Annotated in this window: 15 protein-coding genes; 8 read left to right on the top strand and 7 right to left on the bottom strand. The window is 44.0% G+C overall.

Annotated elements, in window-relative coordinates:
* Positions 1-10 precede the first annotated feature (10 nt).
* From BUB99_RS11580 to BUB99_RS11570, 3 genes are all read left to right on the top strand, one after another.
* Positions 11-1,345 (top strand): RagB/SusD family nutrient uptake outer membrane protein, encoded by a 1,335-nt coding sequence (locus tag BUB99_RS11580; RefSeq protein WP_073122977.1) that lies wholly within the window; start codon positions 11-13, stop codon positions 1,343-1,345.
* Between the two features lie 25 nt (positions 1,346-1,370).
* Positions 1,371-2,399 (top strand): DUF5018 domain-containing protein, encoded by a 1,029-nt coding sequence (locus BUB99_RS11575; RefSeq protein ID WP_073122682.1) that lies wholly within the window; start codon positions 1,371-1,373, stop codon positions 2,397-2,399.
* 353 nt (positions 2,400-2,752) lie between these two features.
* The gene (locus BUB99_RS11570) at positions 2,753-4,240 is read left to right on the top strand and encodes a glycosyltransferase (RefSeq protein ID WP_221407501.1); all 1,488 of its coding nucleotides are present in this window, start codon (positions 2,753-2,755) and stop codon (positions 4,238-4,240) included.
* Positions 4,241-4,264: 24 nt separating this feature from the next.
* On the opposite strand, the gene BUB99_RS11565 is transcribed toward BUB99_RS11570, so the two are convergent.
* Positions 4,265-5,440 (bottom strand): MFS transporter, encoded by a 1,176-nt coding sequence (locus BUB99_RS11565; protein WP_073122681.1) that lies wholly within the window; start codon positions 5,438-5,440, stop codon positions 4,265-4,267.
* A 363-nt stretch (positions 5,441-5,803) separates the two neighbouring features.
* Between BUB99_RS11565 and BUB99_RS11560 the strand changes: the two genes are divergently transcribed.
* Positions 5,804-7,432 carry a methyl-accepting chemotaxis protein gene (locus tag BUB99_RS11560; protein WP_170863788.1) on the top strand — a complete coding sequence of 543 codons (1,629 nt, stop codon included), beginning with the start codon at positions 5,804-5,806 and terminating at the stop codon, positions 7,430-7,432.
* 48 nt (positions 7,433-7,480) lie between these two features.
* Here BUB99_RS11560 and BUB99_RS11555 read toward each other — a convergent pair whose 3' ends face one another.
* The 6 genes from BUB99_RS11555 to BUB99_RS11530 form a co-directional block, all read right to left on the bottom strand.
* Positions 7,481-8,386, bottom strand: coding sequence for a helix-turn-helix domain-containing protein (locus BUB99_RS11555; RefSeq protein WP_073122679.1), 906 nt, complete (start codon positions 8,384-8,386; stop codon positions 7,481-7,483).
* A gap of 1 nt (position 8,387) precedes the next feature.
* The gene (locus BUB99_RS11550; protein WP_073122975.1) at positions 8,388-9,149 is read right to left on the bottom strand and encodes an SDR family oxidoreductase; all 762 of its coding nucleotides are present in this window, start codon (positions 9,147-9,149) and stop codon (positions 8,388-8,390) included.
* Positions 9,150-9,461: 312 nt separating this feature from the next.
* The gene (locus tag BUB99_RS11545) at positions 9,462-9,680 is read right to left on the bottom strand and encodes a DUF6500 family protein (protein WP_073122677.1); all 219 of its coding nucleotides are present in this window, start codon (positions 9,678-9,680) and stop codon (positions 9,462-9,464) included.
* A 25-nt stretch (positions 9,681-9,705) separates the two neighbouring features.
* Entirely contained in the window at positions 9,706-10,308 is a 603-nt protein-coding gene (locus BUB99_RS11540) for a WG repeat-containing protein (RefSeq protein WP_073122675.1), read from the bottom strand.
* 303 nt (positions 10,309-10,611) lie between these two features.
* Positions 10,612-11,274, bottom strand: a complete 663-nt coding sequence (locus BUB99_RS11535; RefSeq protein WP_073122674.1) for a hypothetical protein — start codon at positions 11,272-11,274, stop codon at positions 10,612-10,614.
* Between the two features lie 368 nt (positions 11,275-11,642).
* The gene (locus BUB99_RS11530; RefSeq protein ID WP_073122672.1) at positions 11,643-12,170 is read right to left on the bottom strand and encodes a DUF4924 family protein; all 528 of its coding nucleotides are present in this window, start codon (positions 12,168-12,170) and stop codon (positions 11,643-11,645) included.
* A 231-nt stretch (positions 12,171-12,401) separates the two neighbouring features.
* On the opposite strand from BUB99_RS11530, the gene lepA reads away from it, so the two are divergent.
* From lepA to BUB99_RS11510, 4 genes are all read left to right on the top strand, one after another.
* The gene (gene lepA / locus BUB99_RS11525) at positions 12,402-14,189 is read left to right on the top strand and encodes a translation elongation factor 4 (RefSeq protein ID WP_073122670.1); all 1,788 of its coding nucleotides are present in this window, start codon (positions 12,402-12,404) and stop codon (positions 14,187-14,189) included.
* Positions 14,190-14,193: 4 nt separating this feature from the next.
* Positions 14,194-15,066, top strand: coding sequence for a bifunctional 5,10-methylenetetrahydrofolate dehydrogenase/5,10-methenyltetrahydrofolate cyclohydrolase (locus BUB99_RS11520; RefSeq protein ID WP_073122668.1), 873 nt, complete (start codon positions 14,194-14,196; stop codon positions 15,064-15,066).
* Between the two features lie 40 nt (positions 15,067-15,106).
* The gene (locus BUB99_RS11515; protein WP_084190520.1) at positions 15,107-15,688 is read left to right on the top strand and encodes a 7-carboxy-7-deazaguanine synthase QueE; all 582 of its coding nucleotides are present in this window, start codon (positions 15,107-15,109) and stop codon (positions 15,686-15,688) included.
* A 109-nt stretch (positions 15,689-15,797) separates the two neighbouring features.
* Complete coding sequence (locus tag BUB99_RS11510; protein WP_073122664.1) at positions 15,798-17,732, top strand: OmpA family protein; 1,935 nt, start codon at positions 15,798-15,800, stop codon at positions 17,730-17,732.
* The last annotated feature ends 1 nt before the right edge of the window (position 17,733 follow it).

Below are 17,733 nucleotides of genomic sequence, written 5' to 3'. Positions count from 1 at the left end.
CATGACGATCATGAAAAGAATAGCACAAATAATATTGATTTTCTCGGTGATGTTGAGCGCTTGCGAAAATTACCTTGATATAGAACCCATTGGTCAGGTGATCCCTAAATCAGTGGATGAATTTAGAAGTTTTTTGACGGCAGCTTATGATACAGAAATTCAGCACAAAGTGGTCACGACATACCGTACTGATGAGTTGCTTTTGGAGTCCAATAGAGAACGCTTTGATTTTTACAAAGACATCTATGTGTGGAATGATGTGAACCCAGGCTTGGATACACGTGTTTTTCCTTATGCGACGTTTTATACTATTATTTTTTATACCAATCACGTCATCGGGAGCGCTGATGACATCACGGGGGATTCCGAAGAGATCGATCAGTTGGTAGGAGAAGCACACGCTCTTCGGGCCTTGCAGTATTTCGATTTGGTCAATCTGTATGCCAAACCTTACGATGCAGCCACTGCTGCTAGTGATGAGGGAGTGCCTGTGACGACTGAGTATGATGCTAAAAGGGATTACCCACGAGCACCTGTTTCCGAGGTTTATAAGTTGATAATCAGTGATATTGAGCAAGCTGAGGGGTTGTTAAATGTTGAACAGCAGCCTGAGGGGTACAATTATAGATTTTCTGTTTTGGCGATTAAAAGCTTAAAGGCCAGAGTCTATTTGTATCAGAAGGAATGGCAAAAAGCGGTCGATGCAGCACAGGAAGCCATGGCGATTAAGTCTGACCTTATGGATCTGAATCAAGCACAAACGGTGATGGCATCAGAGTATAATTCGGTAGAATCGATTCTTGCCCTTAATACAGTGACGTCATTTGATATGATTGAATATGCCTCTGTCTCACCTGAGCTTATCGCTCAATATGATCAGACGACTGATCTTAGATATGCCAATTATTTCACACTGAATAGTGATAATAAATATAAATCAAATAAGACATCAGCAGATAACTTTAAATGTACCTTGAGGACGTCAGACCTCTATCTGATTATCGCTGAGGCATCTGCTCACTTAGGAGGAGCTTCTTTGACTCAAAGTAGAGAAGCATTATATGCATTGACCCAAAATAGATATACTCCTGATGGGTGGGAGGATTACAAACTTCGCGTAGGGAGCTTGGACCAAATGGGATTGACCGACGAGATCCTGTCCGAGCGTCAGCGTGAGTTTGCCCTAGAGGGACAGCGCTGGAACGATCTAAGAAGAACGACCCAGCAAAGAATAGACAAAACATTGGATGGAGAGACCTATGTGCTCGAACAGAATGATGAGCGGTATGTGATTCCTTTTCCACAGGACGCGATCATTAATAACCCTGATTTACAATCCAATTAATAGTAATCATTTAAATAAAATAATTATGAGAAAAATTCATGCAATACTAGCTTTAGCAGCATTGGTTATTGGCTTTACGTCATGTTCAGAAGACGATAGCCCGTCATTCTCTAGCCTCAACGATATTGAGTCTTTTGAAATTGATTTTGGTGGAATAGAAGGTGTGACGTATGATTTCGGTACTGATATCGAGATCAGCGTTCCTTTTGGTACAGATCTATCTGGTTTGGTGCCAACGATTGTTGTTTCTGAAAACGCAACAGTGACACCTGAATCAGGAAGCGCAGTTGACTTCACAGACGGAGAGGCTACTGTCTTTACAGTCACCGCTGAAAATACTGTAGATGTAGCGACTTACAATGTTATCATCACTACTAGAGGTGAAGTAGGGAGTGGTTCAAAACTGAAAACCTATCAATTAGCTGATGCGTTTGGTGAAAATTCGGTTACGACATACGAGTACTCTGAGACTTCAGGCTTTGTGACTAACTATACTAAAGTATTAGATGACTGGGGTACGGAGGTTACTTCGACTTATGAGTTGGTGTATGACGAGAAAAATCAAGTGATTGAGGAAATATTCACAAGTGGAGATATTGAGGGAAGTACTGTATATGAATACGATGACGGTGTAATCGTAGCAGCGGAATATACCGAAGGTACTGAATCAATCTACAGTTATACCTATAGCTACAGCAGTGAATCAGGATACCTAACCACTGTCGTGCGTGTAGATCATACTGATGAAGATTTTGAATCAACGACAGAATATACCGTAGAGGGAGGGAATGTAGTTGTTGAAGTGTTGTTTGGATCAGAGTATACTGCGACTTACGATGATAAACAAAATCCTTTTAGTGCATTGTATCCAGCTGCCTACTCAGCAATCAATATTGGGATAGAGTCTGTCAATACCAATAATCCTATTTCAGGGACATTGGCGGATGATGGTGTGACTTATGAGTATAATACTGACGACTACCCTTTGTCTGCTGATTATACCTATTTTGATGGTTTCGCTACAGTATCTAAGGTTTATACTTACTTCGAATAAAGACAGTTAATGTAACGTTAACCCAAGTCTACATATAGCAATAGTTGGAAACCTCAGACATGTATTTGTTTGAGGTTTTTTTGTGTCTTTTGATAGAGATAGCACTGTTTTTTGATTAAAATCACAAGGTGTCCAATATGGGTAGTTTATCCTTATTGTGTAGATAAAGTCTACACTTTGTCCATTTAACAAATAACCCCAAAATACGCTGGTTCGCTTGGTTTCTTGTTTTGTCCGAATGGCATGTTACTTGACATGTTGGCTCTTGTTCATGTGATGTGCTGATGGCTCATTCTTGTCCTAGACAGTACGCAGATGAATAAACGCAAACATTAGTGATCAAGACATACACCATGGGTACAACTAAGTCCAACAATAGAGACGCTACTGCGTCTCATTCAGAAACACTAAATGATCGACGGAAGGATAACGAGCAGCGACTGTTTAGTTTCATCTTTCCGATGTACAATAAATCACTAGGAAAAAAAATATTTTCTAGCCGTTCGAATGCGATTCAGAATCCTATGGGACTAATGGTTCGTTTAGGTACAGTGCTGTTATTGGCAGGCGCGGTCTTTCTAATCTTTGAATTACAGCCTGCTTTTGAGCAATTGCACTTGGATCGAATCAACTCTACTTGGGGTTATGCATTCATCGTCCTTACCACTTCTCTATTGGTATTTCAGATTGGATTTTTCCTCTTTAACCTGTACCTCTACTGGAGGTACAAGCCCATCGAATCAGTAAGTGATGAAGAGCTGCCGATGTGCACGGTGATTGTGCCAGCATACAACGAAGGCGAGTTGGTATGGAAGACCTTGCATAGTGTAGCGAACAGTGACTACCCTGCTGACAAAATACAGCTGATAGCGATAGACGATGGGAGTCAGGATGATACTTGGTCATGGATGCTAAAGGCTAAGCAGGAGTTGGGTGACCGACTGTCCATCTATCAGCAGCCTGAGAATAAAGGCAAGCGTCACGCGCTACACAGAGGGTTCAATCTAGGGATTGGAGAGGTGTTCGTCACGGTGGACAGTGATTCGATTGTCAAAACTGATACGTTGCGAAATCTGGTAAGCCCTTTTGTAGTGAAAGAAAGTTGCGGGGCGGTGGCTGGTAATGTTCAAGTACTCAACAATGAAAGAGCTATTCTTCCCCGTATGCTCAATGTGAGTTTTGTCTTCAGTTTTGAATTTATCCGCTCGGCACAGGGACAGTTAGAGACGGTACTTTGTACACCAGGTGCACTGGCAGCCTATCGTAGAGATGCAGTGATGGCCTGTCTACCTGATTGGATCAACCAAACATTTATGGGACAGCCGTCGGATATCGGAGAGGATCGAGCGATGACCAATATGATACTCAAGCAAGGATACCATGTGATGTTTCAGAAGAATGCCTATGTCCTGACCAATGTCCCTGAGGACTACACAGGGCTGTACAAAATGTTTATCAGATGGGAGCGAAGCAACGTCCGTGAGAACATCATGATGTCAAAATTTGTCTTCAAGAATTTTAGAGAGGGATCGAAAGTAGGTGCTAGGCTTTTGTTTTTCAATCAATGGCTCAAAATTATCATGGCATATCCATTTACCATATTGATGTTGTTGTTTGTGATCACACAGCCTGTGCTGTTTTTGAGCTCCACACTATTTAGTATCCTGATCTTGACCAGCATACCTGTGTTGTTCTATGCGAGGAGATACAGCTCTTACGAATCGATATGGGCTTACTCATATAGTTTGTTATATACTTTTGGGCTGTTTTGGATTACGCCGTACGCGATCGCTACAGCAGGTCGCAGGGGCTGGTTGACACGAGGGTTGTCAGCGAAGTGATTTTTGAAAATAAGATTAGTCTGACTACTGGCTAACCCTCGCTTCTTTTTTTGCTCGGGATCTTCTCATAAGGATGATCCCAAAGGCAATAACTACACCAGAGCCAGCCATGATTGCTCCTACCACATCTGCGGAGGTAAAACCATATCCCATAGCTATCGGTAGCCCTGCGAAGTAGGCCCCAGAGGCATTCCCCATATTGAAGGCACTTTGGTTGAGAGATGAACCGAGGACTTCAGAACCTTTGGCGGTATTGATCATCACCATCTGGATCGGAGTGCCTACGGTAAAGGCCACTACTCCGATGACGAAAGTCATGACGAGTATCAACGTAGGATCATGTGCCAAATACACGTTGACGATCAATAAGGTCGCCATGGTAGTAAAGCTGATAATGACAGAGTGGATGGGAGAAAAATAGTCCACCAATTTTGCACCGAGGACATTGCCAATCACCATACCTAGACCAGCTAGCGTCATCGCATAACTCACGACATAGTCAGGGTGTCCTGCGACCTCTGTAATCAGTGGCGCGATGTAGCTGTACCAACAAAAGAGCCCTCCTGTACCTATAGTGGTAAGTAGGATGACCGCCCAGAGTTCAGGGTTTTTGAAGAGTTTCAAGTCTTCTGAGAAACCAGCCGAAGAAGATTTAGGCATGACAGGCATCCAAAACTTAATACTCGCCAATGCAACCAGTCCAATAGCCCCAGTGATGACGAAAGCAATACTCCAATGGAAGGAATGACCTAAATAAGTACCTATCGGGACACCAATCAAATTAGCAACCGTAAGCCCGCCAAACATGATGGCAATAGCTTGTGCGGATTTCCCAGGACGACAAATCTGTCCTGCCACTACAGCCCCTATTCCAAAAAAAGCTCCATGAGGCATGCCAGATAAGAAACGAGCAAGCATTAGGGTTTCATAGCTGTATGCCAGAGAAGATAGGGTGTTGAATACCGCGAACCACGCCATGAGCATCATCAGCACGGTGTTGGAGGACCAGCGTCCGCCGAGTGCCGAAAACAGCGGTGCACCTACCACCACTCCTAGCGCATAGGCGGATATGAAATGCCCTGCTTGCGGGATGGTCACATCTAGTGCCTGAGCTACATCTGGCAATATGCCCATCATGACGAATTCTGTCATACCAATACCAAAACCACCTATTGCTAGTGTTAAGAGCCCTTTGTTCATATACATTGAATTTTACAGCTGCAAGGTTAGTCCATTACGTCTATAAGTGTCTTGTGTACACTGTATGAGTTTTTATTGTTTTAACAAATAAGGGTGTTTGGTGACATTTTGAACAGCTAAAGAAGGGGGGAGTAGTATGTGTGAAAGTTTGTTTTAATCTCCAGAAGTACTATGCTTTAGACCATATATAAGTTTTTGATTTTAAGTTTCCTACTGCATTTTTGTAGTTAATTTTATAGTGAGTCACACTTCACCTAACAAACTTGTTTCATGACTATGCATACCATCATCTTTTTTTTATCTCTTGCGTTAGCCATACCCTTTTTATACTTTATTAATCGATACATTTTTAAAGGCTCATTTTTGGCCAGAGTAGGCTTTTATACAATCTTACTTGCTGCTTTTATTGCCGCTTTGGCTTACATGGTCGCTAATATGGCTGCCATACATATGATTTGGGAATTCCCTATTGGGATGTTTGCAGTGTATGCTCTCCTGCGATATATGGTCGTCAACATTAAAAAACCGCTTGAAGAGGTGATCCTTCACCTTGAAGAATTAGAGGAGGGTAATCTAGCGTTATTGATCAAAGAAGCAAATACGAATAGAAATGACGAAATAGGAAAGATATTTACGGGTTTGGATAGTTATATCACACGAATGAGACGGATCAGTGATTTCGCAACCGAAATAGGGATGGGTAATTTAGAAAGCTCATTTGAAACCTCTAGTGAAAAAGACTCTCTAGGAAAAGCCTTGGTCAAAATGAGAGTAAATCTAGCGCAAGTAGTCCGTGAAATTAATGGAGTGATCAATGAAGCGACTGATGCTGGAAATCTATCTAGCCGAATTAGTAAAGAGGGTAAAGAAGGGGTGTGGTTAGGTATGGCTCATGAAATCAATGAATTGTTAACTTCATTTTCTTCTCCATTTGTTATACTCAATGGTATCATAGATAATATGGCTAAAGGAGACCTAACCATGCGATATACAGAGGAAGCCAAAGGAGATATCCTTAAGACAGCAAGTAGCCTGAACCTAGCACTTCAAAACATCACCATCTTACTGGAAAGTATCTCTACGAATACCATTTCTATTGATGAGGCATGTTCTGAAATGTCTCTATCTAGTACTGAAATGAGTCAAAATACGAGTGAAATAGCGTCTGCTATCTCACAAATGAGTAATGGGGCACAGACACAAGTTCGCAAGATAGATGAGGCGTCTAATCTCATAGAGAAAATCGTACATTCGGCAAGAGATATGGCTAGTAAAGCTGAAAATATATATGAATCAGCTCAGGTCGTCGCTGAAAATAGCAAAAAGGGAGACCAAATGGCTAATAACATGACGAGTAGTATGACGAGTATTTCGACTTTCTCTAACAAGACCAAGGATTCAATATCTGTCCTAACCGAACGGTCAAAAGAAATATCAAGGGTGCTAGGAGTCATCACTGATATCTCATCTCAGACGAATCTGCTCGCACTAAATGCGGCAATAGAAGCAGCGCAAGCAGGAGATGCCGGACGAGGATTTGCGGTAGTGGCCGAAGAAATCAGAAAACTCGCGGAGGATTCCAGAAAGTCAGCGCTCGAAATAGAAGATTTGGTACAGGGAGTTCAAAAAGATACAGAAGACGCGTCGAGAATAATAGAGGAAATGAACCTTACTGTTCAAGATGGCAATCAAATATCTAACGAATCCTCTAAAGTGTTCGAAGAGATAAGTAACTCCAGTACTGCCAACCTAGATCTATCTAGAAACATATTGGAAGCAGCTCAGCAGCAGATGGAGGATAGCAATAATGTTGTTAGTATCACCGAAGAAATCGTAGTGATAGCAGAGCAAACTTCAGCAGGGACAGAAGAGGTAGCGAGTTCAGCTATAGAGTTGTCTTCAGGAATGGATACCTACAAGTCTAAAAATCTAAAACTGAGCGAAATATCTGAGATGCTCAAGTCTGAAGTGGCTAAACTAAAATACGCTTAGTATAGGTGTGAATTTGTCAAGTTATTCCGGTAAGGAATAATTTTCAGATTACTGGAAGGACCGTCTAAAAGCAATAGGAGACAGATTGGTCTTGCGTTTGAATAGCCGGCTGAAGGATTGGGCGTGTTCAAATCCGAGACCATAGGCGATTTGACTAACGGTTAACTGAGTAGTGGATAGTTGCTCTTTTGCCTTTTCGATCAAGCGGTCATGTATATGTTGCTGTGTGTTTTGGCCAGTCAGTGCTTTGAGTACACTACTCAGGTAGTTGGGTGAGAGATAGAGCTGGTCGGCTAGTTCTTGTACCTGTGGGAGACCTTTGTTGGCGAGATTATTTTGGTCGAAATAGGTGGTGAGGAGGTCTGCCAAACGATTGAGAATTTCATGATTAGCGATTTTTCGGGTGATAAACTGCCGTTGATAGTAGCGTTCGGCGTAGTTGAGCAGTAGCTCGATCTGAGAGATGATGATATTTTGGCTGAACGGATCGATATTAGCATGGTACTCTTGTTGGATGTTGCGCATGGTACTGACCATGGATTGCTCCTCTTTGTCCGAGAGGAATAGTGCCTCGCGAATCTGGTAGCCAAAGAAATCATAGTTTTTGATTGTTTTGGCTAGTGATGTACCCCACAAAAAGTCAGGATGGATGAGCAGTAGCCATCCACTAGGCTTAGTGTCCGTGTCCTTATGCGCTTTGACGGTGATGACCTGACCAGGAGAGACGAAGGACATCAGGCCTTCATCAAAATCATAAGGCATCTGACCGTAGCGCATTTTTCCGGAGACACCCCTTTTGAGGGCGATGGTGTAGTTGCCTTGTAGAAAGGTGATCTGCTCTTCATCAGTCTGGTAGTTGACCTGGCTATAGTCAACTAGACTGACTAGCGGGTGCTCTGGTTTGGGGAGTCCCGCTAGTCGGTGATAGTCGCTTATGGTATTTAGTTTATGCATTTTATATCAATGTTCCGCCAGATGCTTCGATGCGTTGGGCATTGACCCATTGGGCATCTGGAGTGCACAAAAAGGCCACTACAGGCCCAATATCTTCAGCTTCACCTACTCGACCTAGCGCAGTGGCAGATGAGATCAAGGCTCTTTTTTGTTCATTGTCACGATTGGTTCCTCCACCGAAATCAGTGGCAACTGCTCCAGGTGCTACTACATTGGCACGGATACCTCTGCCTCCTAGCTCTTTGGCAAGATACTTCGTAAACACCTCAATGGCACCCTTCATGGAGGCATAAGCGGACGTCCCTGGTAGGGTAAATCGTGCTAGTCCCGATGAAATATTGATGATGCTGCCGCCATCGTTTAGAAGTGGGAGGGCTTTTTGAGTTAGGAAGTAAACGCCCTTAAGATGGATGTTCATCATTTCGTCGAATTGTGCTTCGGTGGTTTCTGTAAAGGGGGTATAGATGCCTGTCCCTGCATTGTTGACCAAGTAATCAAAATGCGCATCGCCTGTTTCGTCTAGGAGTAGTTTTGATAGTGCTTCATAGAAGCTGTCAAAGGATCCTGTCTTGCTACTGTCGAGCTGGAGAGCATATCCTGTGCTTCCTGTTTGTTCGATAGCCTTGACGACTTCAGCTGCTGCAGTTTGGTTGGTGTGGTAGGTGATTACTACGTCTATGCCTTTTTTTGCGATGTTGAGTGCCATGTCCCTACCTAACCCACGGCTACCGCCTGTGACGAGTGCTATTTTTCGTTGTGTCATGTGTCTGTGTGTTTTGGTTTTATTCATTGTACGATACAAAGATGAAAAGGACTGATGTGCTTTTCGTATCCATATCTACGCTAGATGTAACCGAAACGAGGAAGTTGGCTATAGTTGTTAGGGAGATTTGATTCCCAATTGTTCATACTAGCGAGCCTGAGATCTAAGACACCTTCATCTACTTTCATTATTCAATAGTATGTGTCTATAGCTTAAACTTATTTATAGTGCAATAGTAACAGTGCGTGGCAGTTCTGTGACACACAGACCCAAGGTGCGGGGAAGATGAGGTTTGAAAATTAGAGGATCGTGTCACAGCTCGTCGCGTACCATGTTTCGGATTTTGACGGCTTTTTCGAAGTGGTCAAGTTGGTGTGTTTTGATCCACCATGTGGCGACCTCTAAGAGTAGTTCGGGATTGTCGTTTTTGTTGGCAAAGAAGGCGTAAAACGAAAGCCCGACCTTTTCGCCTTTCTTTTCGATTTTCTCTTCACAGACGGAGATTATTTTTTTTCTGATGGTTTTGTTCATGTTTGTAGCAGTTGTGAGTTTTGAGCTAGAGTGTGATGATGCGTTTACCATGGCGATCTATGTCGAACCAAGTGTCACTCTCAACGCGGAGATGGTCGTCTAGGTCGTAGTACTCGGTGGCCTCAAAGGTCACCTCGGCTTGGCCTCCGTCAAACCGCTGGACATAGTCATAGATGCAGGGGATGACGATTTGTCCTTTTTCGTTGGCAAAGCCCATTTTGCCGTTGCGCAGTACACGGAGTAGACCATCGTGCAGTGGCTCTGGTCCATTGTCATACATGACTAGGTCAAAGAGGATATCTTGGTAGCGGTTGATCCCGACCTGCCGTCCGTAGGTGCTGTCGTTGGGGTGCAAGATGACATTCGCTACATGCGTGAAGGAGTCCGTGCCATAGTAGGCAAAGTGGCCGAAGGGGACGATGGTGTTTCCCGCTGCAGTGACATAGGAGACATCTGCCCCGTATTGCAGATACTCTTCGTCGGATACTGCATAGAGCATCGGTAGCGTAGTGGTGTCTGTCGTCACATCGACATAGGGGGAGTCGGTCTGGACTTGCTCGACTATTTCACGGCAGGCACTCATGGCTACCGTGAGCAGGAGGAGTACATGGACTGGATAGTGGTTCATTTGGTACTTTTACTTAACTCGATGAAGGACTGGACTAGTTTTTTTAGGTCGGTTTTCATGCTTTGATCCAGTATGGTTCCGTCCTTGTTTTGGTGATTTGATATTTGCAGCATTGCTTTCCAGTATGATGAAAACGTATGCGATTGAAATCAGAATTGATAATTTGTCTTTCATGCTATTTTAGGTAGTGTTTCAAGTATTGCTTCTGAATGGGGTGGCAAATTCCTCTAATCTACGGAGGAAGATAAGGGGGGACTCCAAGGATCAGTGATCAATGTTTTACAACCTAAAATGTAGTTACGCTCAATTCAAGCTATCTAACTCACCATCAGTAAAGGATCTAAAAGCGAATTTGTAGCCCTCATATCCTGCAATTCCATAGAATACCAAATCCATGAAACTAAACGTTTCTTGCATCAATGGAACCAAGTAGTTGTAGTCGAATTCTGTCAGGGTGTACATGAAATCTAGTCCTTCGCTGTTGGCGATGAAACCGATCACACTGAGGAAATTTCCAAGAATACAGCTCAATACTGCTAAGGCTCCTCCTGCAAATCCAAAGATCGGATCAATGCCTTTGCCTGTATATCTCATCGCCATGCCTACAGCTGCACCGATCGCGATTGCCATGTAGCCAATCTGGAAATTGGTCGCTACCGTAATAGCACCCCATAAGATTGCTCCTGCGATTCCCGTTACGGTTCCTGCGATCAGTGCGACAGGGAGATTTTGTTCCAGACGGAGTTTCTCTAATAGCTCTGTTGATATTCGAATTCTCACCTCCCCATTGTCGATGACTTCTGACGAGTCGTGTTCGTATTGTGTACTTGAGTCTAGGCTATAGTCTGGACACTCTCCAGTGAAAGTAGCTTTAGCATCAGTCAGGGAGCAAATGAGTCCTTGTTGAAAATCCATTTTTCTGTTGCTGCACTGTTTGCAAAATACCAGTTGTTCTTCTCTAGCCATAGCGTCTTTTTTTAGGTTAAAGGCATCCTAAATGTATCTGATGAGCTGTCATCAAATGATGGAAACGCAATCTGATATGGAGTAGCCTAGTCACAAGTATAATAAAAGCACTTAAAAAGGTGAAGTATTCTCGTGAGGAGCTTTAATTAAATGAGTACCTCTTCTTGAATGTAGCGCAGGGCAAACGTATTTAAAATTAATAGTCTATTCAAACTCATTCTGGCAGAGGTAGCTTTTCCAACGTTCTATCTTTTAACCCCTCAAAAGTCCGAATTTCTTGAAGTCACTGTAAATGAAATCTTTGGAAAAGTTCAAGATCGTTTAAATGCGATTGCCTTAGCATGTAGCTAGTTCTTAGAGTCAGGAGGTTAGTTCATCACCTTACGTTCGTTGTATTTGTAACTGAGGAGGGAGAGGAGGTTGCCAAACTGGTCGATCATGGTTTGCTCTTCGGGTTTGATTGGGCGCTCTTCGATTTTGAGGAGGAGGAAGCCATAGATGCCGTTGAGGCAGAGCTGCACTTCGCTGGTGATGGTACCATTGGCTACTTGCATGTTTTCGTTGATGTAGGGCTTGGCTTTGAGGTAGACATGGTTGTAGTTTTCGTCAGAGGATTTGAGCTCCTCGTGTAGCTGATCTAGTTGTGCTACGATCTCATTGACCTCAGCGAGGTGACCAGACTCTTGGATGCCTTGCTCGGTCATTTTCTTCATGAAAGCCTCGTAGTAGTTGACCTCAGCGAGTTTTTCTTTGGGTGTGATGGGAAAGAAGTTGATGACCTGCGTCCCGAATTTCTCCAAATCAAATTTGTAGGCACGCATCAAGTCTTCTTTGCGGTAGATCTCAATGATGTATTCTGTGATGTTTTTGTTTTGATCCATAGTTTTTCGATTCATTTTTTTGTAATGAAGTCATCAGGTCATCGCTATAGTGCTACTTTTTCTTTGTCCAGATCTTTTTAATGGCTCACCGCTACTCCTTTTTTTTACTTTGTCTCACAGGTTACGCACCGTATTTCCTTTCTCAATACACAATACTCGATACTAAATATCAAGGGCGTAATCCCTCTTGAACTTTTTGCAAATGTGAAATTTTATTTATCTATTTTTGCCTTCTTTTTAAGAAAAATGGATCATCTAAGGAATTTTTGCATCATAGCGCACATCGATCACGGCAAGTCTACACTGGCCGATCGTTTGCTTCAGAATACAGGTACGGTTACAGGGAGAGACATGCAGGCACAGTTGCTGGATGACATGGATCTAGAGCGTGAGCGTGGGATTACCATCAAGAGTCATGCGATTCAGATGGCCTACAAGCACGAGGGCAAAGACTATACGCTCAACCTCATCGACACCCCAGGTCACGTGGATTTCTCATACGAAGTGTCCCGCTCGATTGCGGCCTGTGAGGGCGCACTACTCATCGTGGACGCCTCTCAAGGTATCGAAGCGCAGACGATCTCCAACTTGTACCTCGCACTGGAGCACGATCTGGAAATCATCCCTGTATTGAATAAAATCGATTTACCCGGTGCACGACCTGAGGAGGTCTCTGAGGAGATTATCGATTTGATCGGTTGTGATATGGAGGACATCATCCATGCGAGTGGGAAGACAGGTTTCGGCGTAGACAATATCCTCGATGCGATCATTAAGCGAGTCCCTGCGCCTAAGGGCAAGCCAGATGAGCCGCTACAGGCGATGATTTTTGACTCGCAGTTCAATTCATTCAGAGGAATCGAAGTGATTTTCCGCGTATTCAATGGTTCGATCAAAAAAGGAGATAAGATTAAATTCGTCGCGACAGGCAAGACCTATGAAGCAGACGAAATCGGGACGCTGGGACTACAGCAGCATCCACAGAAAGAAATTAAGACCGGAGATGTAGGCTACCTTATCTCGGGTATCAAAGTGGCCAAGGAGGTCAAAGTAGGGGATACGATTACGGCTATAGATCGACCTACTACAGAAATGATCAAAGGTTTTGAGGAGGTCAAGCCGATGGTTTTCGCAGGGATTTACCCTGTAGACACGCAAGATTACGAAGAGTTGCGCGCCTCGATGGAGAAGCTACAGCTCAACGATGCTTCGTTGGTCTGGGAGCCGGAGACTTCTGCAGCACTAGGTTTTGGATTCCGATGCGGGTTTCTTGGGATGCTGCACATGGAGATTATCCAAGAGCGATTAGAACGCGAATTTGACATGACTGTGATCACGACTGTACCATCAGTACAGTTTAAGGCTTTCATGACGGATGGTTCTGTCCAAGATATCAATGCCCCGTCTGAAATGCCAGATCCGAGTAGGATCAAACATGTCGAAGAGCCTTTCATCAAAGCGCAGATCATCAGCAAGGCAGACTATGTCGGTCCGATCATTTCGCTATGTATGGACAAGCGTGGGACGATCCAAAATCAAGTCTATTTGACGGCAGATCGCGTGGAGTTGACTTTTGACATTCCCTTGTCAGAAATCGTGTTTGATTTCTTTGACAAACTGAAAACAATCTCTAGAGGTTATGCTTCGCTGGATTATGAGTTGACAGGGTTGAAACAGTCCAACATGGTCAAACTTGACATCATGCTCAATGGCGAAGCGGTGGATGCTTTGTCCGCGATCGTACACAGAGACAAAGCCTACGAGTGGGGCAAGCGTCTATGTGAGAAATTGAAAGAATTGATCCCAAGACAGATGTTTGAGATTCCGATCCAAGCCTCTATAGGAAATAAAATCATCTCCAGAGAAACGGTGAAGGCGATGCGCAAAAACGTATTGGCGAAGTGTTATGGTGGAGATATTTCGCGTAAGCGTAAACTGCTCGACAAGCAGAAAAAAGGAAAGAAACGTATGCGTCAGGTGGGGAACGTAGAGATTCCGCAGGATGCATTTATGGCTGTGTTAAAACTGGATTAAGAAAATGCCTACAATCATAGACGGTAAGAAGGTGTCTGGAGACATCAAAGACGAAATCAAACTACAGGTAGAAGCGATGAAGAATGAGGGCAAGCGCGCACCTCATTTGGCGATCATTATCGTCGGAGATGATGGAGCCAGTCATACCTATGTAGGTGGAAAAATTACATCTTGTAAGGCAGTAGGCTTTGATTATACGTTGATGCAGTTTGCAGGGACGATCTCTGAGGACAAGCTGCTCAAACATGTCGATCAACTCAACGCGGATGAGGATATCGATGGATTTATCGTACAGCTGCCCTTGCCAGAGCATATCTCTGTAGAGAAAGTGACCGCTAGCATCTCACCAGAGAAAGATGTGGATGGATTCACGAACGAGAATTTCGGCAGTATCACTTCCAAAGCACCGCTATTGATGCCAGCTACTCCGCTAGGGATCATGGAGCTGATCAAGCGTTATGAGATCGAGACCAAAGGTAAAAACTGCGTGATTATCGGAGCGAGCCGCCTAGTAGGAGCACCTCTTGCACTCATGATGTCCAATGATGCCAATGCTACCGTGACGCTTTGCCATAAATACACCGAGGATCTAGCCGCTCATACGAGACAGGCGGACATCCTCGTGGTAGCAGTAGGTAAGCCCGGTCTGGTGAGCAAAGATATGGTCAAAGAAGGTGCTGTGATCATCGACGTAGGAACCACTCGTGTAGAGGATAAGACGAAGAAGTCAGGTTTTAAACTGTCCGGAGATGTGGAGTATGCCGAAGTAGCACCCATCGCCAGTTATATCACGCCTGTCCCTGGTGGTGTAGGGCCGATGACGATCGCGTCATTACTTATCAATACACTGCAAGCCGCTAAGAACAACCTGAAGTAGTTTGAGTTACGTCCCCAAAATATCTGAGAAGCTTCCCATTATGGAGATTTTCTATTCCATCCAAGGAGAAGGGTACTATGCGGGGACACCAGCGATATTTATCCGTCTAGGAGGCTGTGATGTGGGCTGTGTATGGTGTGACGTCAAAGAGTCTTGGGACGAGAAAGATCATCCGTTTTTTACTGTCAAGGAGATCATCGAACAGATCCAGGATTATCCCTGCAAGACGATCATTGTCACAGGTGGAGAACCACTGATGTATGACATGACGGAGTTGACCACTGCGCTCAAGGAGAAAGGGTATCAACTGAATATAGAAACCTCGGGAGCTTATCCTATGTCTGGTGTGTGGGACTGGGTATGTTTCTCCCCGAAAAAGTTTAAAGCGCCAGACCAGTCGGTCTACGCTGCAGCAAGCGAACTCAAAGCCATTGCCTTCAATAAATCTGATTTCAAATTTGCTGAAGAGCACGCGGAGCAAGTCAATGACAGATGCAAACTCTATCTACAGCCCGAGTGGTCCAAGGCTGATAAGATGACTCCAGAGATCATCGAATATGTCAAAGCGCATTCCCAGTGGAATATTTCGCTGCAGACACACAAGTATCTCGATATCCGATAAAATTTTCTTGGTACTTTTGTTTCAGAGGTCAAATGACAAAGGTGCTGACTCCTGAAAGGGTAAGTTGTCTTTAGGTCAGTTTGGCTATCCTAAAAGATACCTGTTCGAAATGCGCTACACACTTCTATTTCTCTTTGTTTTTATTTTTGTTGACTCACACGCCCAGTACACTTCGTATCATTCGGAGGACAAAAAGGCACTTCGAGACTATGAGGAAGCACGGCAGTTGCTCAAACGTTCTCAGTTTCGCGAAGCGATAGAGCCGATGCTGGATGCGGTAGAGCGAGATCCGGACTTTATCGAGGTGTGGTTGGCGCTTGGTAGCGCTAGCAATCGTTTGGGTTGGGATAGTTTGTCTTTTGTGTATTTTAAAAAGGCGATTCGAATTGATCCCGATTATCCCAAATCAAAGTATGCCTACCATGCTATTGGGGAGCAGTTTTATAAGGAAGCGGTATATGATAGTGCAGAGGCTTATTTGGAGCATTATATCCGAACCATTCCCAATGATCCAGTCAAAGAAACTGTTGCGAAATCTATGATTATGGACTGTAGGTTTGCACAGCAGGCTCTTCTTAATCCTTTCGAATACAATATTAGGCAGTTGGCAGATCATGCCAACTCTTTTCAACTACAGTATTTTCCCGCACTATCCGTCGATCAGCAGAAGCTTTATTTCACACGTCGCGTAGGGATGAACAACTATGACGATGAGGATATTTATTTCTGCGAATATGACTCTGCCAGTCAGATGTGGTCAGTGCCTGCTTCGGTTTCTGATCAAATCAATTCGGAGTTCAATGAAGGAGCGGCATCCTTGTCTGCTGACGAAAGGACGCTTGTGTTCACGTCATGTGATGGTAGACGTGGCTATGGTAGTTGTGACATATATATCGCCCAGAAAGTAGGAGATGATTGGAGCAAGCCAGAGAATATAGGCAAGGCTGTTAATTCTGCTGCATGGGAGGCACAGCCATCTCTGTCTGCTGATGGGCGTACGATCCTTTTTGTGTCCAATCGCCGAGGTGGGTATGGAGGAAAGGATATTTGGATGTCTACCAAAAACCGTCGCGGAGAGTGGCAGTCGGCTATCAACCTCGGAAAACGCATCAATAGTAACAAAGATGAGATTAGTCCTTTTATTCATGCCAACGGCGAGACGATTTATTTCTCTTCTAATGGACACGAAGGGTTGGGAGGTCTAGATATCTACATGAGTGAGATTGAGCGAGATTCTTTGTGGAAGTTTCCCGTCAATCTAGGGTATCCGCTCAACGATGAACATGATCAGGTATCGCTGTATATCGCTTCGGATAGCAAAACAGGCGTGTACACTATTGAGAAACTTACCAAAACAGGATTTCAGAGTAAGCTCTATACTTTTGATTTGCCTGATAGGTTTCAGGTTACGAACCAGAGTGCCTATCTAAAGGGTCGCGTAGTTGATGCGGATAACCATTCTCCTATAACTGCGGAGATACAGGTGTATCACTTGTCGAATAATCATTTTTATTCTGAACTAACCTCGGATGCCAAGACGGGGGCTTATACGTTGGTGCTAACGGAGGGGAATCGCTACGGTATATACGTGACGAGTCCTGGGTATATGTTCGTTGACTTTTCGTTCACGCTAGAGGATCTAAAATCCTTCGATCAAAACCTGTTGGATATTGAACTACAACCCATTAAGGTTGGTGCGTCGAGTACTTTGGGCAATGTGTTTTTCGATCATGATGATGCAAGCCTGAAACCTGAATCTATGTCGGAGCTTCGTGTTGTGTATTACTTCCTACGGCAGAACCCAAAATTGAAGATGGAGATCGCAGGGCATAGTGATAGTGAAGGTTCCGAATCCTATAATTTAGAGCTATCCATGCGACGAGCCAAAACTGTCCATGATTTCTTAATATCAAAGGGGATTAGCCCTTCTCAATTGAGTTACAAAGGCTATGGTGAAAGTCGTTTACTTTACACAGGAGAAAATCCCCATCTTCTCGCAGAAAACAGGAGAATTGAGTTCTTAGTGAGTGAAATTGGCGAGTAGC

The organism is Reichenbachiella agariperforans, from assembly GCF_900142205.1.
GTDB classification, from domain to species: Bacteria; Bacteroidota; Bacteroidia; order Cytophagales; family Cyclobacteriaceae; genus Reichenbachiella; species Reichenbachiella agariperforans.
The sequence above is the reverse complement of the archived record's forward strand: the minus strand, read 5'-3'. Positions and strand labels throughout refer to the sequence as shown.